Source organism: Erythrobacter sp. JB1-15 (assembly GCF_057365035.1).
Window position 1 is genome coordinate 2,096,641 of the sequence record NZ_CP200295.1, and the last position, 23,821, is coordinate 2,120,461.

General features: G+C 56.4%; 23 protein-coding genes. 10 read left to right on the forward strand and 13 right to left on the reverse strand.

Translation table 11 applies throughout. The features are described from left to right. The first annotated feature begins 41 nt into the window (after positions 1 to 41). Positions 42 to 827 (forward strand): SDR family NAD(P)-dependent oxidoreductase, encoded by a 786-nt coding sequence (locus AC0V6L_RS10025; protein WP_486154114.1) that lies wholly within the window; start codon positions 42 to 44, stop codon positions 825 to 827. 127 nt (positions 828 to 954) lie between these two features. Here the strand turns inward: AC0V6L_RS10025 and AC0V6L_RS10030 are convergent, their stop codons facing one another. The 3 genes from AC0V6L_RS10030 to AC0V6L_RS10040 all read right to left on the reverse strand — a co-directional run bounded on the left by AC0V6L_RS10030 (position 955) and on the right by AC0V6L_RS10040 (position 3,441). Then, on the reverse strand, positions 955 to 1,422 hold the full coding sequence (locus AC0V6L_RS10030; RefSeq protein WP_486154115.1) for a MarR family winged helix-turn-helix transcriptional regulator: 468 nt from the start codon (positions 1,420 to 1,422) through the stop codon (positions 955 to 957). Continuing rightward, positions 1,415 to 2,563 (reverse strand): Acg family FMN-binding oxidoreductase, encoded by a 1,149-nt coding sequence (locus tag AC0V6L_RS10035; protein WP_486154116.1) that lies wholly within the window; start codon positions 2,561 to 2,563, stop codon positions 1,415 to 1,417. The genes AC0V6L_RS10030 and AC0V6L_RS10035 overlap by 8 nt, the downstream gene beginning before the upstream one ends. 125 nt (positions 2,564 to 2,688) lie before the next feature. Beyond that, positions 2,689 to 3,441: a helix-turn-helix domain-containing protein gene (locus AC0V6L_RS10040; RefSeq protein WP_486154117.1), complete on the reverse strand. Its 753-nt coding sequence runs from the start codon at positions 3,439 to 3,441 to the stop codon at positions 2,689 to 2,691. A 202-nt stretch (positions 3,442 to 3,643) separates the two neighbouring features. Between AC0V6L_RS10040 and AC0V6L_RS10045 the strand changes: the two genes are divergently transcribed. From AC0V6L_RS10045 to AC0V6L_RS10060, 4 genes are all read left to right on the forward strand, one after another. Beyond that, positions 3,644 to 4,087, forward strand: coding sequence for a hypothetical protein (locus AC0V6L_RS10045; RefSeq protein ID WP_486150382.1), 444 nt, complete (start codon positions 3,644 to 3,646; stop codon positions 4,085 to 4,087). Between the two features lie 456 nt (positions 4,088 to 4,543). After that, entirely contained in the window at positions 4,544 to 6,820 is a 2,277-nt protein-coding gene (locus tag AC0V6L_RS10050) for a sensor histidine kinase (RefSeq protein ID WP_486154118.1), read from the forward strand. Between the two features lie 423 nt (positions 6,821 to 7,243). Then, entirely contained in the window at positions 7,244 to 8,116 is an 873-nt protein-coding gene (locus AC0V6L_RS10055) for a crotonase/enoyl-CoA hydratase family protein (RefSeq protein WP_486154119.1), read from the forward strand. An 11-nt stretch (positions 8,117 to 8,127) separates the two neighbouring features. Further along, positions 8,128 to 8,628 (forward strand): MarR family winged helix-turn-helix transcriptional regulator, encoded by a 501-nt coding sequence (locus AC0V6L_RS10060; RefSeq protein WP_486155102.1) that lies wholly within the window; start codon positions 8,128 to 8,130, stop codon positions 8,626 to 8,628. Positions 8,629 to 8,730: 102 nt separating this feature from the next. Here the strand turns inward: AC0V6L_RS10060 and AC0V6L_RS10065 are convergent, their stop codons facing one another. The 7 genes from AC0V6L_RS10065 to AC0V6L_RS10095 form a co-directional block, all read right to left on the reverse strand. Continuing rightward, positions 8,731 to 9,726, reverse strand: coding sequence for a type II secretion system F family protein (locus AC0V6L_RS10065; RefSeq protein ID WP_486154120.1), 996 nt, complete (start codon positions 9,724 to 9,726; stop codon positions 8,731 to 8,733). An 18-nt stretch (positions 9,727 to 9,744) separates the two neighbouring features. Continuing rightward, positions 9,745 to 10,716, reverse strand: coding sequence for a type II secretion system F family protein (locus tag AC0V6L_RS10070; protein WP_486154121.1), 972 nt, complete (start codon positions 10,714 to 10,716; stop codon positions 9,745 to 9,747). A 128-nt stretch (positions 10,717 to 10,844) separates the two neighbouring features. Further along, positions 10,845 to 12,128, reverse strand: coding sequence for a pilus assembly protein CpaE (locus AC0V6L_RS10075; protein WP_486154122.1), 1,284 nt, complete (start codon positions 12,126 to 12,128; stop codon positions 10,845 to 10,847). Between the two features lie 3 nt (positions 12,129 to 12,131). Then, positions 12,132 to 12,788, reverse strand: a complete 657-nt coding sequence (locus AC0V6L_RS10080; RefSeq protein WP_486154123.1) for a CpaD family pilus assembly protein — start codon at positions 12,786 to 12,788, stop codon at positions 12,132 to 12,134. 17 nt (positions 12,789 to 12,805) lie between these two features. Continuing rightward, positions 12,806 to 14,401 carry a type II and III secretion system protein family protein gene (locus AC0V6L_RS10085; protein ID WP_486154124.1) on the reverse strand — a complete coding sequence of 532 codons (1,596 nt, stop codon included), beginning with the start codon at positions 14,399 to 14,401 and terminating at the stop codon, positions 12,806 to 12,808. Positions 14,402 to 14,480: 79 nt separating this feature from the next. Continuing rightward, the gene (cpaB, locus tag AC0V6L_RS10090; RefSeq protein WP_486154125.1) at positions 14,481 to 15,608 is read right to left on the reverse strand and encodes a Flp pilus assembly protein CpaB; all 1,128 of its coding nucleotides are present in this window, start codon (positions 15,606 to 15,608) and stop codon (positions 14,481 to 14,483) included. An 89-nt stretch (positions 15,609 to 15,697) separates the two neighbouring features. Further along, complete coding sequence (locus tag AC0V6L_RS10095) at positions 15,698 to 16,183, reverse strand: prepilin peptidase (RefSeq protein ID WP_486154126.1); 486 nt, start codon at positions 16,181 to 16,183, stop codon at positions 15,698 to 15,700. Positions 16,184 to 16,318: 135 nt separating this feature from the next. Here AC0V6L_RS10095 and AC0V6L_RS10100 point away from each other — a divergent pair, with 135 nt between their 5' ends. The 3 genes from AC0V6L_RS10100 to AC0V6L_RS10110 are packed head-to-tail and all read left to right on the forward strand — an operon-like array spanning position 16,319 to position 18,702. Then, complete coding sequence (locus AC0V6L_RS10100) at positions 16,319 to 17,329, forward strand: alpha/beta fold hydrolase (protein ID WP_486154127.1); 1,011 nt, start codon at positions 16,319 to 16,321, stop codon at positions 17,327 to 17,329. After that, positions 17,329 to 18,465 carry an NAD(P)/FAD-dependent oxidoreductase gene (locus AC0V6L_RS10105; RefSeq protein ID WP_486154128.1) on the forward strand — a complete coding sequence of 379 codons (1,137 nt, stop codon included), beginning with the start codon at positions 17,329 to 17,331 and terminating at the stop codon, positions 18,463 to 18,465. The genes AC0V6L_RS10100 and AC0V6L_RS10105 overlap by 1 nt, the downstream gene beginning before the upstream one ends. A 60-nt stretch (positions 18,466 to 18,525) precedes the next feature. Continuing rightward, positions 18,526 to 18,702 (forward strand): YegP family protein, encoded by a 177-nt coding sequence (locus AC0V6L_RS10110; RefSeq protein ID WP_486154129.1) that lies wholly within the window; start codon positions 18,526 to 18,528, stop codon positions 18,700 to 18,702. A gap of 75 nt (positions 18,703 to 18,777) precedes the next feature. Here the strand turns inward: AC0V6L_RS10110 and rnhA are convergent, their stop codons facing one another. The 3 genes from rnhA to ispH all read right to left on the reverse strand — a co-directional run bounded on the left by rnhA (position 18,778) and on the right by ispH (position 21,230). Then, positions 18,778 to 19,221: a ribonuclease HI gene (rnhA, locus tag AC0V6L_RS10115; protein WP_486150404.1), complete on the reverse strand. Its 444-nt coding sequence runs from the start codon at positions 19,219 to 19,221 to the stop codon at positions 18,778 to 18,780. Positions 19,222 to 19,301: 80 nt separating this feature from the next. After that, positions 19,302 to 20,231, reverse strand: a complete 930-nt coding sequence (locus AC0V6L_RS10120; RefSeq protein ID WP_486154130.1) for a homoserine kinase — start codon at positions 20,229 to 20,231, stop codon at positions 19,302 to 19,304. Positions 20,232 to 20,261: 30 nt separating this feature from the next. Continuing rightward, a complete protein-coding gene (gene ispH / locus AC0V6L_RS10125) occupies positions 20,262 to 21,230 on the reverse strand; it encodes a 4-hydroxy-3-methylbut-2-enyl diphosphate reductase (protein ID WP_486150408.1) in 969 nt (322 codons plus the stop codon). Between the two features lie 99 nt (positions 21,231 to 21,329). Here ispH and AC0V6L_RS10130 point away from each other — a divergent pair, with 99 nt between their 5' ends. Both AC0V6L_RS10130 and argS read left to right on the forward strand, forming a co-directional pair. Beyond that, on the forward strand, positions 21,330 to 21,992 hold the full coding sequence (locus tag AC0V6L_RS10130; protein WP_486154131.1) for a hypothetical protein: 663 nt from the start codon (positions 21,330 to 21,332) through the stop codon (positions 21,990 to 21,992). Positions 21,993 to 22,039: 47 nt separating this feature from the next. Further along, positions 22,040 to 23,788, forward strand: a complete 1,749-nt coding sequence (gene argS / locus AC0V6L_RS10135; RefSeq protein ID WP_486154132.1) for an arginine--tRNA ligase — start codon at positions 22,040 to 22,042, stop codon at positions 23,786 to 23,788. Positions 23,789 to 23,821 lie beyond the last annotated feature (33 nt).

Here is a 23,821-nt window from a genome sequence, read left to right on the forward strand (position 1 = left end):
CCGGCGTGGGCCGGGATAACGAATTGAGAGGAATGAAAACAATGGAAGTATCTGCAAATACCCCCGCCGTTGTAACCGGCGGCGCATCGGGCCTTGGCGCGGCAACCGCGCGGGCCATCGCTGCCAAAGGCGCAAAAGTCGCGATCTTCGATATGAATGAGGAAAAAGGCGAAGCCATGGCGGCTGAGCTTGGCGGTGTGTTCTGCAAAGTGAATGTCACCAGCGACGATGACGTGGATGCAGGCTTTGCCAAAGCGCGCGAGGCCCACGGCCAGGAACGCATTCTGGTAAACTGCGCCGGCATCGGCAACGCGATCAAAACCGCCAGCCGCGATAAGCAAACGGGCGAGATCAAGCATTTCCCCATCAGCGCGTTCGACTTTGTCATTCAGGTCAATCTGATCGGCACCTTCCGCTGCATTGCAAAATCAGCCGCAGGCATGATGAGCCTAGACCCGATGAGCGATGAAGGCGCGCGCGGCGCCATCGTCAACACCGCAAGCGTCGCTGCCGAAGATGGGCAGATGGGCCAGGCTGCCTATTCTGCATCCAAAGGCGGCGTTGTCGGTATGACTTTGCCGATCGCGCGCGATCTGATGCGCGAGGGGATCCGGGTGAACACCATTCTGCCCGGCATTTTCAACACGCCTTTGATGAACGCCGCCCCGCCGCAAGTGAAAGAAGCGCTCGCAGCCAGCGTTCCGTTTCCCAAGCGTTTGGGCAATCCCGAAGAATACGCAAAGCTTGCCATGTGCATGATCGAGACCGGCTATTTCAACGGCGAAGACGTGCGGCTGGACGGTGCGATCCGGATGGCGCCGCGTTAAGGGTTTTTTTCAAGCTTACGAGAATGATCGCCGCTCGCGCCTTCGGGTTCGGGCGGCGATTTTCGTCGGGGATGGGCAATTTGTGGTGGCTCTGTATGTTGCAAACTGGATGGGTGAATGCAGACAATCACGTGTTTGACGCGCCCATTGTCTCTTCCAGCTCAAGACGGATATGTCCGAGTGTTGCGGCCAGCTGCGCCCACTGCGCCTCGCTTACATAGTCGGCATAGCGCGCAATCAAATCCAATTGCACGCTTATACCTTGCGCGCGCATTTCTCTTCCCTGTTGAGTGATGGCAATACGCTTTTGCCGCCCATCTTCCGGGCACTGTGACACTGCGACAAGATTTTTACTTTCGAGCTTTTCGGCGGTTGAGCTCATCGTAGCCCGCGTCACTCTGAAAGCTGCAGCGACTTCACTCAGGGTTTCATCGAGGCCAAGGCGGACAAGACGATTGAGCACGCCGAATTGGGCCGTGGTTATCCCCGCTGGCAAATGACGATCGAAAAGCACATCAGTAAGATGAGCAATGATGGAGATTTCCATCAAGGCTTGGACTGAATTTTCATCAAGGACTGCTGGTTCTTCAGGCATTGGTCTTTAGCTTCTTCGTAATTGGCCATCGCGGCGATGGCGAGGGCATGTCGCCATAGCCAAGTCGGAAAAGGCCCTGAACGCGCGCTGGTGGTTCAACGCCAAGCTCACCGTGGATCTGATTGAATGGCGTTTTCATTTCGGGATATTCTTGAAGCGCTTGACTGACGGGATGGAAACCGATGCCCATCGCGCTTGCCTGCTGGTTTATGCGCACCCATTGCCTGCCTGCGGCAAGTTGATCCAGCCGATCATTCGCATCGCTTGCCAGCCAAGCATATGTCGGCGTCGCATCGAGCAATCCTGCATAAAATGCATGCGCTTGCTCGAAGGCAAAGCTGTCTTGCCGGGCAAGGTTCGGGCGCGACATCAGACCGGCAAGCGAGATCGTCTCGATCAATGGGCCTGACAAAGAAATGCCATCGGGTTGTTCATTGACTTGTGCGGCACCTATTCGTGTGAGCCTGGTGCTTTCGGCATGCGTATGGGGCGTATCGGTTTCAATTGACCAGGCCGTCTGATTGATCTCGGTGATACGAGCGACACGTGCTGGTTCACTGGTTGCGCCAAACAGACTGGCCTTTTCGATGGAGCCTGCAAGCTCAGCCAGATCCTCTTCGGTTATCGGGCGATCCAGGTCGAAGGGCTGGCGCGTGGTGCGTCTGGTTCCAATAGTCTGAAAAAGCGGGTCTACTGGCCCCTCTTTTGGCTCTAGGCGGATGGTCGCGATTGGTCGATTGTCGAGGCTATCAGGATTGCTGCCATCGGGGAATGGATCGATTTGTGCGGCCATGCCGATTGCGCTGGCAGCCTGAGAAAGCAATTCGAGAAACGCACCATACCCGATAGTGATTTGACGATTGGGCGGATCAGTTTGCGGCAGAAACCGCGCCGTATCGGGGTGCAGGATGATCGTATCGGACTGGGCAAGTTCGACCAGCCAAGGCTGCTGATTATGAGGGTTGGGCGCAAGGATGGCGTGCGACAAGACATGCATGCGCGGATCATCAAATCTCTTGTCAACGGCACCCCAAGGATCGCGAGCTGCGGCAATATCCCGGCTGCTTACCCAAGCGCCAGTGCCGATCAACAGGCAGGCAGCAGCGCCGCCTGCGCCTATGAGAAATTGTCGCCGTTTCATGACTGCCTCATATAGTTAGATATCTAACTATTATGTGAAACATGATTCGTGTCAAGGCGGGTAGTGCTTTCGCACGCTCTATCCGATTGCCTCAACCAGTCTCACGAAAGCCGATAGGAACACGACTAACGTGTGAACCGGCGGTACGCCGACGGGGTGGTCCCAAATGTCTTTCGAAACGCCGCTGTGAAATGTGATTGATTGCCGAACCCCACGGCAAGCGCGATTTCGACCAATGACCACTGGGTGTTGCGCAGCAAACGCTTGGCTTCCTTGAGCCGCTCTTCGGAAAGGTATTTGTACGGAGAAGACCCGGTCGCCGCTTGAAACTGGCGCGAAAATTCTGCTGCGCTGAGGCCGCACAATTTGGCAAGCTCCTCCACCTTAATGGGCCTATCGAGGCGCCTTGAAATGTAGTTTTCCACGCTTTGTAACCGAGCAGCGGACAAGGCCCGATTGTCAGCATCAGATGGCTGAGAGATCCCTTTGCTGTTGAGCGTATGCTCAGTCTGAGAGAAATTCGCCAAAGCCACATTGATAAGCGCATCGACTGATTTCTCGTCAAAGGGTTTGACCAGATAGCCATTGGGCCTGACGATTGATGCTCTCATCACTGTTTCGTGATCGGCGTGGCTCGTGATGAATGCCAGCGCCAGGGAATGTTCTTCGCGCAATTCGCCAGCGACCGCGACCCCATCCCGGTCACCGTCAATATGGATATCCAGCAAGGCCAGATCAGGCTTGGCCTCCTCGATCAGGACGATGGCTTCGGAAAAGCTGTGTCCCACACCTGCGACTTGATGGCCCAGCGCTTCAACGATTGACGCCAGATCTCGCGCAATAATGCGGTCATTTTCAACAATGAGTATGTTGGCCATCTGGCAGTAAAATCCCCGAACAATTGCCGCACACCGCCAAATCTTGCGACTCGCGTCACCGATTTTGGCGAAAAATTGCAGCCTTTGTCCCATCTAGCGCAGGATTTGAATAAAATCACACCTGAATGGAAATACCAGCATGGGCCAGCCAGCTATTCATCCTCCAGCGCCCCGAAACAACGGTACGCATTAGGAGGGCCAAATGGCACAAGCATTGGCATATCGACACGCTCAGCAGGCAATGATTGTTGTCGATGACGTTGTCGAACGGATCAAACCGCAGAAACTTGAGTCGGCACAGGATGCCCAGGTAAGGGATCAGCTTCGCTGGGAACTCGTGCGCTCAATCGATGTGGCGACAATCTGCGGTGACCCAAAGCATTGGCGCGGGCTGGCAACCCGCGCTGCGATGGGAGACCGTCCGGCATACATCCAATTGCTGACTGACTTTGGCACATTTCTTCAGCTGTTCTTTGATCGTTTGATGCCTGAGCTTTATGCCAAGCGAATGGTCGATGAGACGCTGATTACAGTCGATCGGAAATTTGCCACCTGTAACCCGGCAAAGGGAATTCTCCCATGGCTGTTGGCGATCGCGCGCTACCGCGCCGCTCACCCCATCTGCGAGGAAAACTTTGCTTGGTAACAGTGCAATAACCTTTCTGCTTGCGTGTCCGATCTCACCCCCTCTGTGACACGCACTGGCGCCCGGAAGCTGCTCTCCCCCCCGACACCCAGCTTTCCGGGCGCCCTCTTTTTTGCAGTATATTTGTAGAATTTCAGGCCGCTAGCAACCCATCATGGGCTTTCTATTTCGTGAGCATTACAATTGGCCGGGCAGCGCTGATTGACGAATGCGGCTTCCAAATATTCCCTTTTCCTGCGACTAGAGCATCCGGTTGGAGGCTGGTGACACATCTGGACCCGCATACTCATATTGACTTTTCTAGTGGCTGGCGCCGCACTGTTTGCACCCCGCAGCGCGGCGCAAGCAGATAGGGAGGTGGCAGAAAATGCTTGTGATCGCTTGCTGGACCCCATGTCCAGCAAGGCTCGGCGCAATCAGGCTTTAGTGTCTGTTTGCATTAGGCAGGCAGCTGCGATGACATCACGTGAGCAACTGCATTTTGCGACGCGCTATGCGCGGTTTGGATACACTTTCCTCGATAAAAGCGCTCGTGACAGTCTCAAGCCGAAAGTGTCGCCAAAAGCGTTCCTGCGGCTGAGCGCTGCATCTATCTGGCAAGAGGCCAAGGACAATGTCGATGGCGTCCGCGCAGAGGTGCGCGATCTGGCCAGGCAGGCTGACACGCAAAATGACATGATGGCCCTTGCCGCCATTCGCCGTGCGCAAGCCTACATTGCGATGCATGATGGCAATGATGACCTTATGAAAGACCGGCTTAATCAGGGGCTTGCCCTTGCTGAAGCAGAGGATTTGCCAGGCATCAAATCGGGTGTTCTCTCTCTTCTGGGAGTGCATGCGTATCGGCAGGGGGATCGGCAATTGGCTTTGGAGCGAAACTATCAATCCCTAGCCGGCTATATAAAAGCTGGTTGGCCAGACGCCGCTTCGCTGCCGTGTGAGAATATTGGATTGCTCAGACCATTGGCCGAAAATGCGTCGGAGAAAGCCATCGCTGCCGAGATTGCTGAAGCGGAGAATTCAAACAGTCCTGTGCAGGCTTGCTTGAATTTCGCCGCCTCGCAAGTCGTCAAATCTCGAACCGAGGACCGGGTTGCCTATTTGAGTAAGTCTCTGGAGCTGGCACGATTGCAAGGCTTCGTCCAGATGGAAGCCCGGCTGCTCGATAAATTGGGCGACAATGCTGTGGAAACGCTCGATTATGGCCAAGCGCTTGAATATTATGAAAAAGCTCTGGCGCTCAATGAAGAGTATGAACGGCATGCCTTAAAGCCGCCTTCCTACAGCCGGATTGGCATTGTCTACTACAATTTGGGCGATGGTGACCGCGCTATTGAGTATTACGAGACTGGTCTTGAAATTTTGGAGAAATACGATCCGTCGGACATGTCGATCAAAGGCACTTTGTTAGCCAATGTCGGCGAAGCGCATGTTAAGGAAGGCAGAGCCGAAGAGGCCATTTATTTCTTGGAACTTGGCAAAGAGGTCTACGCCAAGTCCGGACAGCAACGCAGCCTTGCCTTTCTCGACCGGCGCCATGCAGAAGCATTGTACACGCTGGGACAATCGCAACAGGCCCTGAAAATGGCTGAGAAATCGGCTCGAGGCTTCCTTGAAAGCGACCTCGACACAGAAGCTGGAGCCACTCTCAGCTGGCTCGCTGCTCGGTATCTTGAAATGGGTAACTTCGATGAGGCAGAAGTCACTCTCAAGCGTGCCCAGCAGCTTGTTGATCCTGAAAATCGCGGACCGTCCTATTTGCTAACGCTCGAAACGAGCGCTTTTTGGCGGATGGACTATGCCCGGGGCATGGCGCAAATGCTCGCTCGGCTTGGCAAAGCTGATGAAGCTTGGCTCTATTCCGAAATGGCATTGGAGCTCAGTGAGCAACGCTTTGAATCGGACAGATTGGAAAGGCTTGCCAATGCCGATGTGCTGATAAAACTGCGTGATCGCGACAGGGATGTGGAGTTTATGCGCCAAGAGGCCCTGGTTTCGGACCTTCGATTGGATCAGTCGCAAAGCCGAATGATATTGAGCGCTTTGGCCGCTGTAATTGCCCTGTTGCTTTCTATCCTGTTGTTCTGGTTTTATCGCACTCAGCGCAAACTGGCTCACACGAAAGACGTATTTCTTTCTGAGATTCACCACCGCACAAAGAACAATCTGCAAGTTCTCTCGAGCCTTCTGAGCCTTGATGCGCGCCGCAGCCGCCATACTGGCAAGAGCAAAGTTGCAACCCAGGATGCCGCCAATCGCGCTCGCACCATGGCGCTGGTTCATGATCACATTTACCATCATGAGCTGGGCGAAGACAGGCAAACTGATCTGAACGCCTTTGTTCAGGATCTGCTCAAGCTTTTGGAAGAGAGCCTTGGCCGCAAAGAGATTTCGCTCACTGGAAAATTCAATGCACCGCCAGTCGACGTTGACCGCGTAACCCCGCTGGGATTGATTGTGGCCGAACTGGTTTCCAATGCCTTCAAATACGCCTTTGACGATGGGAAGGGTGTCATTGATGTCACTTTGAGCGATGACAATGGCAATCTTCTTTTGATCGTCAATGACGACGGCGCTGGATTTGAACCTGAACTGGCGATGCGCAAGTCTGGGTCGCTTGGACTATCCTTGGTTCACGACCTTGCGTCGCAGATCGAAGCGAACATTGAAGTCACAAGTAGCGAGCGGGGCACCAGCTGGCGGCTCATCTTGGATCCGCGACCGGGCCATTGATCAGCGCGGTGCGATTGGCCGAGATTTCTCTGAAAGCGGTTTGAGAGCTGTCATTATGCCTTCCATTGGATTTTGACGTTCCTCGTCGCTTCCAGCTCCAAAACCAAACAGTCCGCGTCTTTAGAAAGCTGCAGTATTACGGTGGCCTCAGACAGCGCGTAGGCGCGCGAGCCTTTCCTACACCGCCTGCAATCGCCTATCCATTTTGGCGATGTTGATGCCCGGCAAGTCCCTCTTATCTACTCGCCCGGTTCGCCCATGTTCCGCGCGGATCGCGAAGGTTACACTGCATGCGCAGCGATTTGCGCGCAAGGCGCAGAAATCCGCGGGGTCCGGGATGGGGAGAACTTTTGCAAAAGGGTGGGTTGAGCGGTCCACGTCTCAGCGCCTATCGCATGCAAAAGCGTATGAGAAAGGAACATGATGAGCGACTACACTCAGATCCTGGTCGATAAGGCCGATGGCATTGCAACGATCACGCTGAACCGGCCTGACAAGATGAACGCCTATACCCGCACAATGGGCGAAGAGATCATCGCGGCGATGGACGACATTGATGCAGATGATGCGGTGCGCGCGGTGATTTTCACCGGGAGCGGGGAACGCGCGTTTTGCGCGGGCGCTGATCTGACACCCGAAGGCGGGGGCCAGGTGTTCTCCGATGGCGCGCAGGTTGATGACTTGTCCGATGAAAGAGTGCGTGATGGCGGGGGATTGCTGACTTTGCGATTGTTCGAAAGCACAAAGCCGCTGATCTCTGCCTGCAACGGGGTTGCCGTCGGCGTGGGCGCAACCATGCAATTGGCAATGGATATCCGGCTTGCAGCAAGCCATGCGCGATATGGGTTCGTGTTCGCGCGGCGCGGCATTGTGCCAGAGGCCGCCTCAAGCTGGTTCCTGCCCCGGATCGTCGGCATCAGCCAGGCGCTCGAATGGTGCTATTCGGGCAGAGTGTTCGATGCTGAAGAAGCCAAAGCAGGCGGGCTGGTGCGTTCGGTGCATGCACCGGATGATCTGCTGCACGCCGCCCAAGGCATCGCCCGCGAGATTGCCGATAACACCTCTGCCATATCGGTCGCGATGACCCGCGCTATGATGTGGCGCTTGATGAACACCGATCACCCCATGGACGCGCACAAGATCGACAGTCGGGCAATCTACAGGCTATCGCGCGGAAAGGATGCCAAAGAGGGTATCGCCAGCTTCCTTGAAAAGCGTAATCCCGTCTATCCGGGCAAGGTCAGCGAAGATATGCCCGATTTCTACCCTTGGTGGGATGATGTTCAATACGAATGAGCAACCAATTGATGAATGCAAAGACGACCAATGCCGCACCCAGCCCAAAGCCTGAGAATGGCCAGCTTGGCACTTTCATGCCCTATCAGCTTTCGGTGGCATCGAATGCGGTGAGCGCGCTGATCGCGGAGCGGTATCGCAAGCGTTTTGGGCTCAAGATCCCCGAATGGCGGATCATGGCGGTGCTGGGCAATCGCCATGAAGCGCGCGCGGGCGTTACGCAGCGCGAACTGACCGAGGCGACTTTGATGGACAAGGTTGCAGTCAATCGCGCGTGCAAGGGGCTGGAGGATCGCGGCCTGATCGAACGTCTGCCCAACAGGGATGATGGCCGCTCACACCTATTGGCGCTGACGGGCGAGGGACGGGCGATCCATCTTGAGGTGATGCCACTGGCGCTTGCTACGGAACGCGAGCTGCTCAGTGAGTTCGGCGCAGAGGAGCGCGCGGCGTTCCGGTCCATGCTGGATCGGCTGCGCGCGCGGGCGGGCGAGCTGGGGCAACCTGACTAGCAAGGGCGGCGAAGGCCGAAACGCTGCGAGGCTGGTGAAACGCAAAAGGGCCGGCGCGCTGTGCACCGGCCCTTCTGTATGAGGCGGATCTAGGATCCCGCGCTACTTGATCAGCGCATCCGATATCGAGCAGGCTGCGGGTCCAAGAATAACGATAAACAGAACCGGCAGAATGAACATGATGAGCGGAATGGTCATGATCGCAGGCAAACGCGCGGCTTTCTCCTCAGCCCGCATCATCCGTTCGTTGCGGAATTCGCCCGAAAGGACGCGCAAGGCAGAAGCGAGCGGCGTACCATAGCGTTCGGTTTGAACCATAGTGGTGACCACGCCTTTGACCGCTTCGAGATCGACCCGGTAGGCAAGGTTGTCGAATGCCATTTTGCGCTCTGACAGGAAGGACATCTCAATCGCGGTCAGGGCAAATTCGTCGCCCAGTTCGGGATAAGCGCGGCCCAGTTCCTTGGCAACGCGGTTGAAAGCGCTGTCGACAGTCAAGCCGGCCTCGGCGCAGATCACGAGCAGATCGAGCGCGTCGGGAAGACCTTTCTGGATCTCCTTGGTGCGCTTGGTCGCCTTGTTGCTGAGATAGAGTTCGGGTCCCTTATAGCCCAGAAACAGCATGGCAGACACCGCTCCAAGACGCGTCATCGGTCCCCAATCGGGGAAGTATTCGATAACGTAGATCACGAGGAAGCCAAGCGCGCCCAGCACGATAGGCAGGATAGCGCGCAGGCCGATGACGATAACCGCAAGTTCCTTGTTGCGATAACCGGCATGAGCCAGCTTTTGCTGAACCTCTTCGACCTGACTTTGCTGGAGGACATTCATCTTCCCCAGGCTGTCTTTGACTTTGTCGGTCGTGTCCGATTTGCGAACCAGGCTGGCGCGTTTCTTGGCTGAGCTGGTTACGATGCCCGCTTTCAGCTCTTCGCGCCGCTCATTAAGCGATTTGACGCGTTTCGCCATCGGGTCTTTGATCGTGACCGCAGCGTAAATCGCCATGATCACGGCAAAGGCGGCCATGCCGGCAAGGATGGTGCCGACCATGACAACATCGATGCCAAGCAGAGTGGGGCCGGGTGGTTGTTCAAGCATGTTCTAAACCTTCCCAGCTCAAATTTCGAAACTGACCATCTTGGCCATGATAAAGACCCCGATGCTCATCCAGACCATGCCGCCAAGGCCAGCAATGATAAGACGATCTTCGTAGAAGAATCCGCCGATATATTCGGGGTTGATCCAGTAGATCAGGCCGAACACGATGAAGGGCAGCGAACCAACGATGTAAGCGGATGCTTTCGATTCAGAGCTCATCGCCCGAATTTTAAGCTTCATCTGCGAGCGTTTGCGCAGCACATCGGCGAGGTTTGACAGCGTTTCAGCGAGGTTACCGCCAGTCTCGCGCTGAATGGCCAGAGTGATGCAGAAGAAGTTGAATTCAGAGATATTCAGCCGGTCAGCTGTTTCCTGAAGCGAATCTTCCATCGTTTTGCCGATTTTGATCCGTTCAACGATGCCTTTGAATTCGATGCCGACAGCGCCGGGCACTTCTTGCGCAACAACCGCAAGCGTTTCTGTCACCGGCAAACCCGACCGCAGACCGCGCACCAGCAATTCAATCGCATCGGGAAACTTGGCGTTGAATTGGTTGGTGCGTTTGTTGATCAGGTAATTGATTACCAAGTGCGGAATGCCCGCGCCAAGCACCAGACCGATGCCGAGGGACAACAGTAAAGCGCCCGACTGAATGTAGATCACAACCGCAAAAGCGAGCGCGATCCCGAGCGAGGCGTAGATGTATTGCGACACGGTCCATGGATTGCCCGTGCGATCCAACCGCATCGCCAAAGCTTCGGAACGTGAGCCTGCACCTTTGACCTGATAGGTCTTGGGTTTGCGCGATGCGATCGCCTTTTTCAGCTGCGATTCCACTTTGGCATCGGTGCTGTCAGAATGGCGATAACGCAGCGCTTCGAGCCGCCGTTTTTGTGATTTGCCTGCGCCAGATCCTGTGAACAGCAAAAAGCCGCCCACAAGCACCGCAAAGATGACAAGCGTGATTATGAGGGTCTCAAAGAGGTCCATAATGTCGTGTCCTGTCTGGTCCCTTTTGTGGCCTCGCTTATCGCAAGACCTGTGTCGAAATTAATCGGCCAAGAGGCTTTGGAAGTGGGCGCGGATCTGTGATGATCGCGCGCCTATCTCCAGACGGCTTATTCAGCCGGTGCCGCCTCGCTTTTGTCTTTTTTCTTCGCCAGCAGCGATTTGAAGTCGAACCCGCCAAGCAGCGATTTCTTCTCTTCGGTCACTGCCGCAAGATCTTCCTCGCTGGCGCCCATGACGCGTTCTGCAAGCTGCTTGATTGTGGCGGTTGCTTTGCTCGAAGCATTGGCTTCGACAAAGACCTGACCCAGCTTGGCAGCATTGGATGCAGCTTTCACATCATAGGGGATGGCAAAGTCGATCTTGCGTTCGATCGAGGCTTCGAAATCGGCTTTGCTGATCTCGGCAACGCTCGGCTGAACTTTGTTGGCGATGATCATCGGATGCGCATGGGCTGCGTTGGCTTTGAGCCAGGACAGGATGCGGATCGTGTCGCGTGCCGATGCCAAGGTCAGCTCACACGTGACAAGAACAAGGTTCACATCAGCCAGCAAATGCGGGAAGTTAATCAGCATATTGCGCGGCAGATCAATGACCGTCATTTCGAACGCTTGACGGAATTCCTCCTCAAGCTGCACGAAGGCCGAACCATCGGTCATCAGCGGCTGGCTGATGGGCGCTTCGGCTGACAGGATTGACAGATTATCGTTGGCGCGGATCATGGCGCGTTCGATAAACAGGCCATCGATACGGCTGGGATTGTCAATCGCATCCGTCAGGCCGCGACCTGGCTCCAGATCTAGCGCGAGCGCGCCTGTGCCAAAGTGCACATCCAGATCGAGCAAAGCTGTTGGTGACTGGTGATGATCGGAAAACAACCAAGCAAGCGAGGTTGCGATAGTCGATGAACCGACGCCCCCGCGTGTACCAACAACTGCGGTGGAGATGTGGCGTTTGACGGCTTCTCCATCGCCAGCTTTGGGCGCGTTGAATACAGCCAGTGCCTGATTGAGAGAATCGTGCACTTGCTGCGCAGAAAGCGGTTTCAGCAGGTAGTCGTGAATGCCGCTCGACAGCAGATCGCGATACAGGCGCACGTCATTGACCTGGCCAATGGCGATCACAACCGTACCGGGTTCGCAAACTTCCGCCAAAGCGTTGATATCATTCAGCGGATCGCCGCTTTCCGACAGATCGACAAATAGGATGGCAGGACTTGCGCTGACCGAAAGCGATTGCACTGCATTGCGCAGGCCGCCTTTGTTGCACTTTTCCGGCTGCCAGCCCATTTCGATGACGACCGGACGCAGCACGTCCAGAGCGTTATCATCGCAGATATAGGCTGCGAACGGATCGCGATTGCCGGGAAGGCCTGATTTCCAGGGAGCATTCATGACTTAGTTACCTCCGGCTGCCGCGTCTTGAAGGCCGCCCGCACCAGACGGTTCGGCTTCGCGAAATGTTGTGATGGCTTTGTTCGAAGTCGCGATCAGGGTCTCGCTTGATCCGGTTTGACCTTCGAGCAGGTCTTCGGGATTGGCGACCATCGCGGCCAGATTGCTGTTGACTGCGCAGCCATAGCCGGGGCTGGTTGCGTTGCCATAATTCATGTCCGATTTTGCCGACCAGTCAGGGCAACCAGGGACGGAAGCGGTCGACCGGGTGATGACCACGCGGGCAGCGCCCGGATTGAGGAAGCCCGACGTGGCGGGCGCAGTGCTGGTTACGATCAGGCCATAACGGCCTGCAAGATCGTTAACAGCACCAGTGACTGCGGGGTTCTGGCCCGGATCTTCGATGGTAATGCGATCTCCATAGCGCAAGTCCATGGCTTCGAACCAACCATTGAGGCGCTGCTGTTCGGATACCGCAAGGCCGCTGGCCTGCGTCTTCACATCAAGCGTGAAGTTGGTCCGTTCAACCACAGGTTGTTTCTGGCTGTACACAGTGTTGTTGGTCGGCATTCCGCCGCACCCTGCAAGGCCTAGACCTGCGGTGAGGGCGAGTGCGAATGCTGGCACGGTCGCCAATTTGCTTTTGCGTGGCTGTGACATCGTACTATCCCTTTTCATCAGAGGTTAAAGCCGGGTTTGGCGGCTTCGGCTTGGCGATCTTTTTTGCGTTTCTTTTCGCTGCGGCGCGGTTGTTGGGGCGCAGGTGCAGGAACAATCGCGGCTGGGCTGGCTGCGCCAATCGTTGCCGATGGGGCAGGCACGCTGTCTTCAGCCGCGCTGGGGCCGGGGCGCCCTTCTCCCGAAACACCATTTTGATCCCTGAAGCCCAGGAATTGCTGCGCTTCATTGGCGGTGTGGAACCCGTCGGTCGGCAGCTTGATGTCGCTCGCATTGACAGGTTTTACTAGGTAAGGTGTCGCGATGATGACCAGTTCGGTCTCGCCCTTGCGATAAGAGCGTGAACGGAACAGGTTACCGAGGATCGGCACGTCGCCAAGACCCGGGGCCTTATCGATGGCGTTTTGCGAATTGTTGCTCATCAGGCCGGCAATCATGAAGCTTTGGCCAGAGCCAAGTTCCACGGTTGTTTCGGTGCGGCGAGTTGTCAGACTTGGAATTTCAAAGCCGTTCAGCGTAACCGAACCCTGGCTTGACAATTCAGACACTTCGGGGCGCAAACGCAGCGAAATACGGCCATTGGAAAGCACCGTCGGCGTAAACGCGAGGCCAACACCAAAGTTCTTAAACTCGACCGCGACATTGCCCAGTCCCTGACTGATCGGGATCGGGAATTCACCGCCCGCCAGGAATGTGGCAGTTTCGCCCGAAAGCGCGGTAAGGTTCGGCTCGGAAATTGTGGTCACAAGGCCAATCTGTTCAGACAGATCGAGTGCGCCCAGCATATTAAGGCCAAACAACTGACCAAGACCGCCCAAAGTGGTTCCGCCATTGGAATCGATCGACGGCCCTGTCAGGGTCGTTCCATCGGGCAGTACAATCGAGGTTTGTGCTGCGCCGTTGCCAACACCAAGCGGGCCACCATAGTTAAATTCAGCCCCGCCGATCTGGCGTCCGCCAGTGCCTACGCCAAAGCGGAAACCGCCTGTCGCATCGGCCGTTTGAAGGTTGCCGCCAATAGCGCGAACCAGCGAGCGGCTGACTTCGGCGAAGGTCACCTTAAGGTTCACTTGCAGCGGGGTAGCCGTTTTCAGGCGAGTGATAACATTGGTCTCTTCGCCCAGAAACGCCTGAACCAAACGCTCAGCTTCAGACGCATCCTCAGGGGCGGCCACAGTGCCTGTCAAAAGCACCGTGTTGGTACCCATGGTCGACACGCTGACTTTCGCTTCTGGCATGGCGAGAGCAAGCATTTGATCAATGCTGTCAATGTTTGATCCGACGCGGATATTGGCCGAAAAGATCACATCGCCGCGCGCATTGCTGGCGTAAATGGTCGTTTCGCCGCCCGCTTTACCAAAGACGTAAAGCTGACGCTGTGATTTGATCTGAACGTCGGCAACCTGATCGTTGGCGACAAAAACGTCGGCCATGGATCCAGGCACAGTGACCAGTTCGCCTTTGCCGATTGACAGAACGATGTCCTGCGATGGCCTGACGACCTGTTGCGCGGTTGCTGTGCTGGTCGGCACAGAAGCAAGCGGCGCAATCGCCAGACTTGCCAGCAGCAGTTTTTTCGTAAGTTGGCGTGTCATTTTTCGCCCCCCAATGGGTTTTCCATTTGCCGCTTGCGCAGCGTTAAAGCGTGAATTGGTGTCCGACATGGTCATGCCCTCAGCGGATTACGGCGCCTGCCACACCCGATGCGGTTTGGCCGGTGCTGCGGATGTTTTGCGATTGACTGCGCAGCAGCGAGTTTGCAGCTCCTGCCTGGCTATCGACCATTACTTCGGTGGTGGCCTGACCACGGGTCACTCGGACCTTGGGGCCTGTTGGTGCGGCAGGGCCAGTGTTGCGGCGATCAAGCCCAGCAGCAGCGGCGGCAGCGCGTTGCGCATCGGCCTGTTGCTGGCGCTTCACCTCTTCAGGGCTCGGCGGGATCGATTTGCGCTGAAAGCGTGAGACATCGCCGCCGGTTGAGAAGGTCGTGCCTTTGTCCACCGGACGCGCCATGGCGGCACGCAAGATGCGCTCTTCTTCTTCTGGCGTCGCATTTTCGGGAATTTCGATATCGCCTGATGCGATTGCGCGTTCCAATTCAGCCTGATTGTCAGCAATAGACCGCAGTACCAGCGTCAGTTCGCCAATCGTCATGGCAACCGAAACTTTCTCGGCAATCTTCGGCGTCACTTCAATCGTTACGGTGCGGAAAGCGCGAACCTGAGTTTTGCCGTTTTCATCAAAGAACTGCTCGGTTGACTGATCGGTTGCGAGCACGCGCAGATTGCGCAGCACAGTCTCAGCCGCATTGAGCGGACGACCTTCGCCGCCGACGGTTTGCGTAAGAACAAGGTCAACCCGGTCACCCGGAAAGACAAAGCCTGCAACGCCGGTTTTGGCAGAGACAGGAACCGTGACAGCACGCATCCCAGCGCCCAGCGCAGCAGCGAGGAAGCCGCGATCGCCTGGGCTAACAAGGGTGCCCTGCGTTACAGGTTCACCCACGGTGAGCGGATCACGAACGACCGTTCCCAATAGACCGGACACATCCGATTCGCCTTCAAGGTAATATGCATCCTGCACAAGACCTTCGGGCCAGGACTGGAATTCCAGCGCCTCGGCAGTGATAATTGTTCCAGCAGGCAAAGGCAGCTTGGCTACCAAAACCTTGGGGCCCACAGGCTCTGCGGCGACTGCCTCAGGTGCAGCCGTTCCCCCGGCGAACATGGTGCGCGCTGCGAATGCGGTGCCGACCGCGATGATCAACGCGCCGAGCAGCAGAACCAGTTTCTTCCTATCCATGGCTATTCAGGCCCCTTCGTAATTGCCCTTGATTGGTGTGCGGGCAGGTATGGTTTCTATCGTTAAGCGCGAACTGGTTAAGATCGGGTTCACCCCGGATTGGCGGCCAGTGCGATTGTGTCGAAATGATTGATGCTCAGCACCCACAGCGCGCCGGCTGCAATCGCCACTCCGTAGGGGAGCTGGCCGGGGGTGGAGGGTTTGAAGACGATGCGGCGCACGACAAAATAAATCGCCATGAAACCGCCCACGATCGCCATGATCACAAGCAAGGTCATGTAATCGAGCGGCGCAATCCAAAGCGAAAGCGCGGCGAGCAGTTTGATATCACCCCCGCCCAATAGGCCGAGAGCGTAGAGCCCCATCAAGGCAACGCTTACCAGCAAGGCAAAGCCGAATTGCATGAGCATATCCGGCCAGATCGCCATACCGCTGGCAAACCAGAACAAAGGCGCGCCCAATGCAATGGCACCGTTCAGCCAATTGGCGATCTTGCGGCTGCGGATGTCAGTGAACGCTGCAAAAAGCAGCGCAATTGCCAAGCCAATCAGCAAACCGTAGTGAAGGTACATCATTAGCGCCAAGCCCTCGCGGCAGTATGATCGCCAATCCATCCGGCGATCCTTGAGTAAGGGCGTGCTACAGGTCAGTGCTTACTATAAAGTAACCAAAACCAGAGGGACGATATTTAGGACATGCATGGCGGCGAAATGTCTTCCCCGACAAACAAGCGAATGTCTGCTGATACGATTGATCGGCGCGCTATTCCTGCTGAAGCGGTGGAAAGCCGCTGGGCCGCGCGCGATGGGCATTCCATTCGCCGAATCGATTGGCCGTTTTCGCAAGGGGCCGGCCCGCGCGGATCAATCCTGTTTATGCCGGGGCGCGGCGATCATTATGAAAAATATCTAGAAAGCCTGCACGAATGGCACCTTGGTGGCTGGCGTGTAACGGCTGCGGATTGGCGCGGGCAGGGCGGCAGCGGAAGGCTCGGCGGTGATGCCACAACCGGCCATATTGACGATTTTTCGACATGGACCGCTGATCTTGCCGCGTTTTGGGAGGACTGGGTGGCGGCCACTCCAGGCCCGCATGTGCTGGCGGCGCATTCAATGGGCGGGCATATTGTCATGCGCGCTTTGGTCGACGGCGTCCTTTCCCCGCTGCCTGATGCCGTGGCGCTGTCTGCGCCCATGCTAGGCATGGCAGGGCCTCCTTTGCCGCTTGCAATGCTGCATTCGGTTGCGACATTGATGACGATGATCGGCGATCCCATGCGCAAAGCATGGAAAGGCGGAGAAAAGCCGGGCGATCTGCCTGAGGAACGCGCTCGGCTTTTAACGCATGATCCAGATCGTTATGCTGATGAATTGTGGTGGCGCGCGCAGCGCCCGGAAATTGCGATGGGTCCGGCTAGCTGGGGCTGGTTAGAGCGTGCCTATGCATCATGCAGAAGGTTGGAGGAAGCAGGCGCGATGGAAGCGGTCGATGTGCCCGTTCTGATTGCGTCCACTTCCATTGATAAGCTGGTCAGCCATACGGCCAACACCCGCGCCGTGTCCCGCTTGCCAAAAGGCGAGCTGCTCGAACTGGGCGCGGAGGCGCATCATGAGGTTCTGCGCGAAGTGGACGAAGTGCGCAGCCTTGTGATGGACGCGATTGGCGAATTTCTCGGCCGTGTGACCGATGGGGGATCATCCTTAGGGGCACCGCGCGGCTGATGTCTGGGAAGGTCTATGATTTTGCCGTGATCGGTGCCGGAATGGCGGGCGCGAGCATTGCTGCTGAAATCGCGCCTTATGCATCGGTGCTTGTGCTCGAAGCGGAGGATGCTCCCGGCTACCATTCAACCGGGCGTTCGGCTGCGTTTTGGGAAGCATCCTATGGCGGGCCGGGCGTGGCGCCACTGACATTGGCGTCTGGGCCGTTCCTGCAGCACCATGGTTTCCTGCGCGAACGCGGCGCGCTGTATCTGGGGCGCGCTGAAGACCGGGGCGCTATGCAAGCCTTTATTGATCGGTTCGAGCAAACCGGTGTGATGCTGGAGCGCAAGGACCGTGAGCACTTGGCCGCTCGGGTTCCGCAGGTCCGGGCTGAATGGAGTGAATGCATCTGGCAGCAGGCCTGCGCGGATATTGATGTCGCAGGTTTGCATCAGCATTATCTTGGCGCATTGCGGCGCGCTGGCGGCGATATGGTCTGCCGTGCGCGTGTGAGCGGGCTCGCGCATGAAAGTGGTGTCTGGCGTATCTCAACGCAGTCGGGGCAATCTTTTCGCGCGGCCCAAGTTATCAACGCGGCAGGTGCGTGGGCGGACCCGGTCGCCAAGATGGCAGGCGCAAGGCCATTGGGTATTGAACCTAAGCGCCGGACAGTCATGCAGCTGCGTGTAGACCCGGCTGCCCCCGACGATCTTCCGCTGGTGCTCGACATCAATGGCGGGTTTTATTTCAAGCCCGACAATGGCCGTCTATGGCTCAGCCCGCATGATGAGATCGCAAGCGAACCGTGCGATGCAGCGCCGGAAGAGATGGATGTTGCGCTGGCGATTGATCGGTTTTGTTCGGTCACAAATTGGCGGATCGAAGCGGTTGAACGACGCTGGGCCGGGCTGCGCAGTTTCGCGCCTGATCGCCTGCCAATTTATGGCGCGGACCCCGTTGTCGCGGGCTTTTTCTGGTTTGCTGGCCAAGGCGGCTTTGGCATTCAAACCGCGCCCGCCGCTGCCCGTCTCGCTGCGCAGATTGCGCTTGATAGACCGCGCGATGCGACCACTTGCGGGCTGGATGAACAGGCCTATTCGCCCGCAAGGTTTAAGGTTGTAAATCCTGGTGTCCTCGCGGCGGCTTCACCCTAGCCAAGCCCCTTTCGATCTGTATGGTGCAGGCTAGATCCAACACGAATGAGGGGAAGAGAAATGTCTCACAAGTTTGAAATCTACAAAGATAAAGCGGGCGAATTTCGTGTGCGCTTCAGCTACAATTCGGAAGTGATGTTCTCAACGCAGGGCTATTCCAGCAAATCGTCGGCGAAGAACGCGATCGAATCGATCCAGAAGAATGGACCCGGCGCACCGGTAGAAGACAACAGCTAAGGCTGCCATTCATTCGCAAAAGACAATCCGGGCGTGCCAATGCGGCGCGCCCGTTTTTGTGTGGGGTCTTGCGCTTTATTCGGCCGCAAGGATTGCGTCGGCTTCGTTGCTGGCAAGCTGATCGACGCGTTCATTTTCCGGATGGCCGGAATGCCCCTTAACCCAATGCCATTCAACTTGGTGTTTGGCGGCTACATCAATCAATTCGTGCCATAGATCAGCATTGCGAACCGGTTTCTTGCTGGCCGTTCGCCAGCCATTGCGCTGCCAGCCATCAACCCATTTGGTAATCCCATCGAGCACATATTTGCTGTCGGAATATAGGTCCACTGAGCACGGTTCGATGAGTGCAGAAAGCCCTTTGATTGCTGCGGTCAGCTCCATCCGGTTGTTGGTTGTGTCTTCTTCACCGCCGGACAGCTCTTTTTCGTGCTGACCCATCTTCAAAAGTGCGCCCCAGCCGCCTGGCCCCGGGTTTCCCTTACATGCGCCGTCGGTGTAAATTGCTACTTGTTTCATTGTCTTGTTGGCTCCGATAAACAACGGAAACCGCCCCTCAGCTTAGAAGACCCGCGCCTTTTTGGTCGTAGAACCGCCATCTATGGACGAGATCCCATCGGGTCTTTTCTTGTAACCAATGCATCATTTGGCGTCTCTAACCAATCCTCTGAACGGCTGGCGATGAAACGCAGACACGCCCCCTTTGCAATTGCCGGGAACAGCATCCGCTCCTGCTCTGTCAGGTTCCGGATAGTTTCGTAGGCGTTAAGCAATTCTGTCCCACAATCGGACATATATTCGCCGGTGTCAGAATCAAAGCACCAGGCGGCGTGTGTCGTCGCCAGATCAAGGATCATGCAATCTGTGCAGGCGAAGTAAAAGTCGATGAGGCCCGTTACGTGCCCGTCCAGCAATAAAACGTTGTCAGGAAAAAGGTCAGCATGGATTTGCGCGGCTGGCAAAGCGGATAAATCAAGCGCTGCTGCTTCGCGGGCCGGGCCAAGCATTGCTGGCAAGTCAGGATGAATCGCGCTCAGGCCGTTGGGTGTGCACTTTTCCAGGGCGGCAAAATTGCTGGCAAAGTCCATCGTATTGGACCGGTTCAGCAGAAAATCTTGGCTCGCCAAATGAATTGCCGCCAGCGTTTTTCCAACCGCCTTGGCCTGTTCTGGCGTGGGGCGGGTGGGTGATACCCCAGGCAAAAATTCAATCAGCGCAACGGCTTTGTCATTCACCATGCGGAATTCTGCGCCGCTGCGATCATGGATTGTGCGCGGGACAGGGCAGCCTTTGGCGGACAGATGATCGAGCAGGCCTAGGAAATAGGGCAGATCATCAAGCTCGATCCGTCGTTCATACATGGTGAGAATATAGCGTGCTTGCGCGTCATCATCCTTGCGCGTTTCAATTAGCCAGTTGGAATTGGACACACCTTCGGCGATCCCTTTGGCCGAGACCAATTCACCGACGTCATAGTGGCTGATTAGATCGCTGAGAACTTCGGCGCTAAGATGGGTATAAACGGCCATGGCAGCTCAATTCACGGTCGTAAGCTACGATTATTCGGTCAATTGACGCGGAAGTTTGAACACCATTTTCTCTTCCGCTGCCGTGATGGTGCGTTCTTCGACAGGGCGCAATTTGGCCAAGGCATCCACCACTTCGCGAACCAATATTTCGGGGGCTGATGCGCCGGCGGTCAATCCAATTGTATCAATTCCATCCAACCAAGCAGGATCAATTTCATCAGCGCGCTGGATCAGCTTGCCCGGTGTGCCCAAACGCTCCGCAACCTCCACCAGCCGCAGCGAATTGGATGAATTGGGAGCGCCGACGACCAGCACAAGATCGCAATCCTTAGCAAGGTCTTTGACCGCCGCCTGCCGGTTTGACGTGGCATAGCAAATGTCTTCCGCTTTGGGTCCGCGAATATTGGGATAGCGCCATTCGAGCGCCTGGATCACCTCACGCGTGTCATCAACCGACAAAGTGGTTTGGGTGAGATAGGCCAGCGGTTCATCACTGTCGAAGGGAAGCTTGTCCACATCTTCGATATTCTCAACCAAGGTCATCTGACCCGGCTCTACCTGACCCATAGTGCCAATGACTTCGGGATGTCCTTCGTGGCCGATGAAAATGATATGCCGCCCCTTTTCAAGCTGGCGTTCGGCCTGACGGTGGACTTTGGAGACCAGCGGACAGGTCGCATCGACATATACCATATTGCGGCGTTCTGCCTCGGCAGGCACCGCCTTGGGTACACCGTGCGCACTGAAGACCACGGGCGCATCTGTGGGCACCTCGTGCAATTCCTTGACGAAAACAGCGCCTTTGGCTTTCAGGCCTTCAACCACATATTTGTTGTGGACGATCTCGTGCCGGACATAGACCGGTGCGCCATAGCGTTCGAGCGCTTTTTCAACGATTTCGATCGCCCGGTCCACGCCAGCGCAGAAGCCGCGCGGCGCTGCGATCAGCAGATTGAGGGGTTTTTTGGCGGATGCTGAGTCGTGAAAGGGCGCGTTCATGCAAGCGCTACTAGCGCTTTGAGACGCGTCTCGCTAGGGACATGTCACTGGGTTGGTTCAGGCCGCCTTTTTGGATCGAAATTTAAGGACCGTGAACAGATGAAATCCGTTGCACATTTGGGTGCTCGCTGGACAATGGCCTTGGGGTTGGTGGCAGCTGTCGCTGGGTGCTCTCAAGAAGGCGAATTGGTCGTCAATCAAGGTGTGGGTATCACATCGGTGCTGTCGAGTTGTCCGGCCGTTGGCATTCCCGATTACACCGGCGATATCACAACTTTCCGCACCGCAGATGATGCAAGCTTTGCCAATCTTGATGTGAGCGCTGCGATTACCAAATTGCGGTCCACTTGCGATGACACGACTGACAAAATCTACAGTGAAGCGACCTTTGATGTGGTTGCCACGCGCAAGGATGTGCGCGGCGCTCGTACGGTGACATTGCCCTATTTTGTCACCGTTTTGCGCGGTGGTAGCGCGGTCGTGACCAAGCGGGTGGGTCAGGTGACGTTGAGCTTCGCCGATGGCGAAGAGCGTGCCATGACAAGCAACAAAGCGGGATCATTTGTTGATAAGGCCGCAGCGACCTTGCCAGAAGATATTCGTGAGAAAATCACCGCTCGCAGGCGCCCCGGCGATCCTGAAGCTGCGCTTGACCCGCTGACGGCACCTGATGTGCGCGCGGCGATCCAGCGGACCAGTTTTGAGATGCTGATCGGGTTCCAGCTGACCGAAGATCAACTCGCCTATAACGTCCGGCGGTAGGATTGCGGCTTTTCCCTAGGCCGCCATTGCGCTAACCGCGCGGGGACATGACAGACCACACAACACTCTACACCGCCTTTGCAGGCACGATTGACGCTGCATTGGACGCGCTGGTTGAAGATGGCGATTTGCCTGCGGATGCCTCGTTCAAGAACGTAACGCTCGAGCCGCCGCGCGATCCTTCGCATGGCGATCTTGCAACCAATGCCGCCATGGTGCTGGCAAAACAGGCAAAGACCAATCCGCGCAATCTGGCAGAACAGATAGCCGCCAAACTGAAAGCGCATCCCGCGATCATCAGCGCCGAGATTGCTGGGCCGGGATTTATCAATTTACGTCTTGATACAAAGACTTGGCTGGAAGAGCTGAAGGCTATTCATGCGCTCGGCGATGGGTATGGCTGCTCTGCCATGGGGCAGGGGACCACGGTGAATGTCGAATATGTTTCGGCTAATCCGACAGGGCCGATGCATATGGGCCATTGCCGGGGTGCGGTGGTCGGTGATGCGTTGGCCAGCCTGCTTGAATTCGCAGGCCATGATGTGATCCGCGAATATTACATCAACGATGCGGGCGGACAAGTTGATGTGCTCGCACGCTCCGCGCACATTCGCTATCGCGAAGCCCTGGGCGAGGACGTCGGTGCAATCCCGGAAGGTCTTTATCCCGGCGATTATCTCGTGCCTGTGGGCCAGGCGCTCGCCAATGAGCTGGGCGACCGCTTCAAAGATGCCGCAGAAGAAGATTGGCTGCCGATTTTCAGGGCAGAGGCAGTGTCGCGGATGATGGATGTCATCCGGTCTGATCTTGGACTGTTGGGCATCCATCACGATGTTTTCGCATCCGAAGCTGCGCTGCATCTGGCGGGCAAACCGGATGAAGCGGAAAGCTGGCTGCGCGAGCACGATTTTGTTTATGACGGCATGCTAGAGGCGCCGAAAGGTAAAGCGCCGCCCGAAGATTGGGAGCCGGTCGAATTGCCCCTGTTCCGGTCCACCCGGTTCGGCGATGATCAGGATCGCCCGATCAAGAAGTCAAACGGCGCATGGACATACTTCGGAGCCGATCTCGCCTATCACATGCAAAAGGCGGAAAATGCTGATGAATTGATCGACATTTGGGGTGCGGACCACGCAGGTACGGTAAAGCGGATCAAAGCTGCGGTTGCTGCTTTATCCGAAGGCAAGGGCAAGCCAACCCCGTTCGATGTGAAGCTTGTCCAGATGGTCCAGCTGATGCGCGGCGGCGAACCTGTGAAAATGTCCAAACGCTCCGGCAATTTCATCACCATCGCCGATATGATCGAGGAGGTGGGCAAGGATGTTGTCCGCTTCACCATGCTGACGCGCAAGCCCGAGGCGCAGATGGATTTCGATTTTGCCAAAGTGGTGGAGCAGAGCAAAGACAATCCGGTGTTCTACGTTCAATATGCTCACGCCCGGCTCAATCGCACCGCACTGAAATCCGCTGAAGAAGGGATCACGCCTGACCCAGCCGATCTGGAGCGTTTGGGCGAAGAAGAATTGGCGCTTATCAAACGCGCGGCGCAATTCCCGCGTGAGATTGAAGCCGCTGCCAAAGCGCGAGAGCCGCACAGAATAGCGTTTTACCTCTATGATCTGGCCTCAGAGCTGCATTCTTTTTACACAATGGGCACCAAACAGCCTGAAAAGCGGTTCAAGCTGGAACACGATGTGGGATTGTCGGGCGCAAGGCTTTTCCTTGGCCAAGCAATCGGGCAAGTAATCCGTAATGGGTTAGGTGTGTTAGGCGTCGATGCGGTCGAAGCCATGTAGCACCCGCGCTCGTGCCAACAGGGGGTAGGCACC

Bases quoted from the DNA above. Each gene is read 5' to 3' on its own strand.
- AC0V6L_RS10035 (WP_486154116.1), bottom strand. From the start codon at position 2,563: ATGAAACGGCGACAATTTCTCATAGGCGCAGGCGGCGCTGCTGCCTGC.
- AC0V6L_RS10105 (WP_486154128.1), top strand. From the start codon at position 17,329: ATGTCTGGGAAGGTCTATGATTTTGCCGTGATCGGTGCCGGAATGGCG.
- AC0V6L_RS10120 (WP_486154130.1), bottom strand. From the start codon at position 20,231: ATGGCCGTTTATACCCATCTTAGCGCCGAAGTTCTCAGCGATCTAATC.
- AC0V6L_RS10095 (WP_486154126.1), bottom strand. From the start codon at position 16,183: ATGATGTACCTTCACTACGGTTTGCTGATTGGCTTGGCAATTGCGCTG.
- AC0V6L_RS10060 (WP_486155102.1), top strand. From the start codon at position 8,128: ATGAATGCAAAGACGACCAATGCCGCACCCAGCCCAAAGCCTGAGAAT.
- AC0V6L_RS10050 (WP_486154118.1), top strand. From the start codon at position 4,544: ATGACATCACGTGAGCAACTGCATTTTGCGACGCGCTATGCGCGGTTT.
- AC0V6L_RS10130 (WP_486154131.1), top strand. From the start codon at position 21,330: ATGAAATCCGTTGCACATTTGGGTGCTCGCTGGACAATGGCCTTGGGG.
- rnhA (WP_486150404.1), bottom strand. From the start codon at position 19,221: ATGAAACAAGTAGCAATTTACACCGACGGCGCATGTAAGGGAAACCCG.
- AC0V6L_RS10070 (WP_486154121.1), bottom strand. From the start codon at position 10,716: ATGGACCTCTTTGAGACCCTCATAATCACGCTTGTCATCTTTGCGGTG.
- AC0V6L_RS10110 (WP_486154129.1), top strand. From the start codon at position 18,526: ATGTCTCACAAGTTTGAAATCTACAAAGATAAAGCGGGCGAATTTCGT.
- ispH (WP_486150408.1), bottom strand. From the start codon at position 21,230: ATGAACGCGCCCTTTCACGACTCAGCATCCGCCAAAAAACCCCTCAAT.
- AC0V6L_RS10065 (WP_486154120.1), bottom strand. From the start codon at position 9,726: ATGCTTGAACAACCACCCGGCCCCACTCTGCTTGGCATCGATGTTGTC.
- AC0V6L_RS10075 (WP_486154122.1), bottom strand. From the start codon at position 12,128: ATGAATGCTCCCTGGAAATCAGGCCTTCCCGGCAATCGCGATCCGTTC.
- AC0V6L_RS10030 (WP_486154115.1), bottom strand. From the start codon at position 1,422: ATGCCTGAAGAACCAGCAGTCCTTGATGAAAATTCAGTCCAAGCCTTG.
- AC0V6L_RS10080 (WP_486154123.1), bottom strand. From the start codon at position 12,788: ATGTCACAGCCACGCAAAAGCAAATTGGCGACCGTGCCAGCATTCGCA.
- cpaB (WP_486154125.1), bottom strand. From the start codon at position 15,608: ATGGATAGGAAGAAACTGGTTCTGCTGCTCGGCGCGTTGATCATCGCG.
- AC0V6L_RS10045 (WP_486150382.1), top strand. From the start codon at position 3,644: ATGGCACAAGCATTGGCATATCGACACGCTCAGCAGGCAATGATTGTT.
- AC0V6L_RS10100 (WP_486154127.1), top strand. From the start codon at position 16,319: ATGTCTTCCCCGACAAACAAGCGAATGTCTGCTGATACGATTGATCGG.
- AC0V6L_RS10085 (WP_486154124.1), bottom strand. From the start codon at position 14,401: ATGACACGCCAACTTACGAAAAAACTGCTGCTGGCAAGTCTGGCGATT.
- AC0V6L_RS10040 (WP_486154117.1), bottom strand. From the start codon at position 3,441: ATGGCCAACATACTCATTGTTGAAAATGACCGCATTATTGCGCGAGAT.
- AC0V6L_RS10025 (WP_486154114.1), top strand. From the start codon at position 42: ATGGAAGTATCTGCAAATACCCCCGCCGTTGTAACCGGCGGCGCATCG.
- argS (WP_486154132.1), top strand. From the start codon at position 22,040: ATGACAGACCACACAACACTCTACACCGCCTTTGCAGGCACGATTGAC.
- AC0V6L_RS10055 (WP_486154119.1), top strand. From the start codon at position 7,244: ATGAGCGACTACACTCAGATCCTGGTCGATAAGGCCGATGGCATTGCA.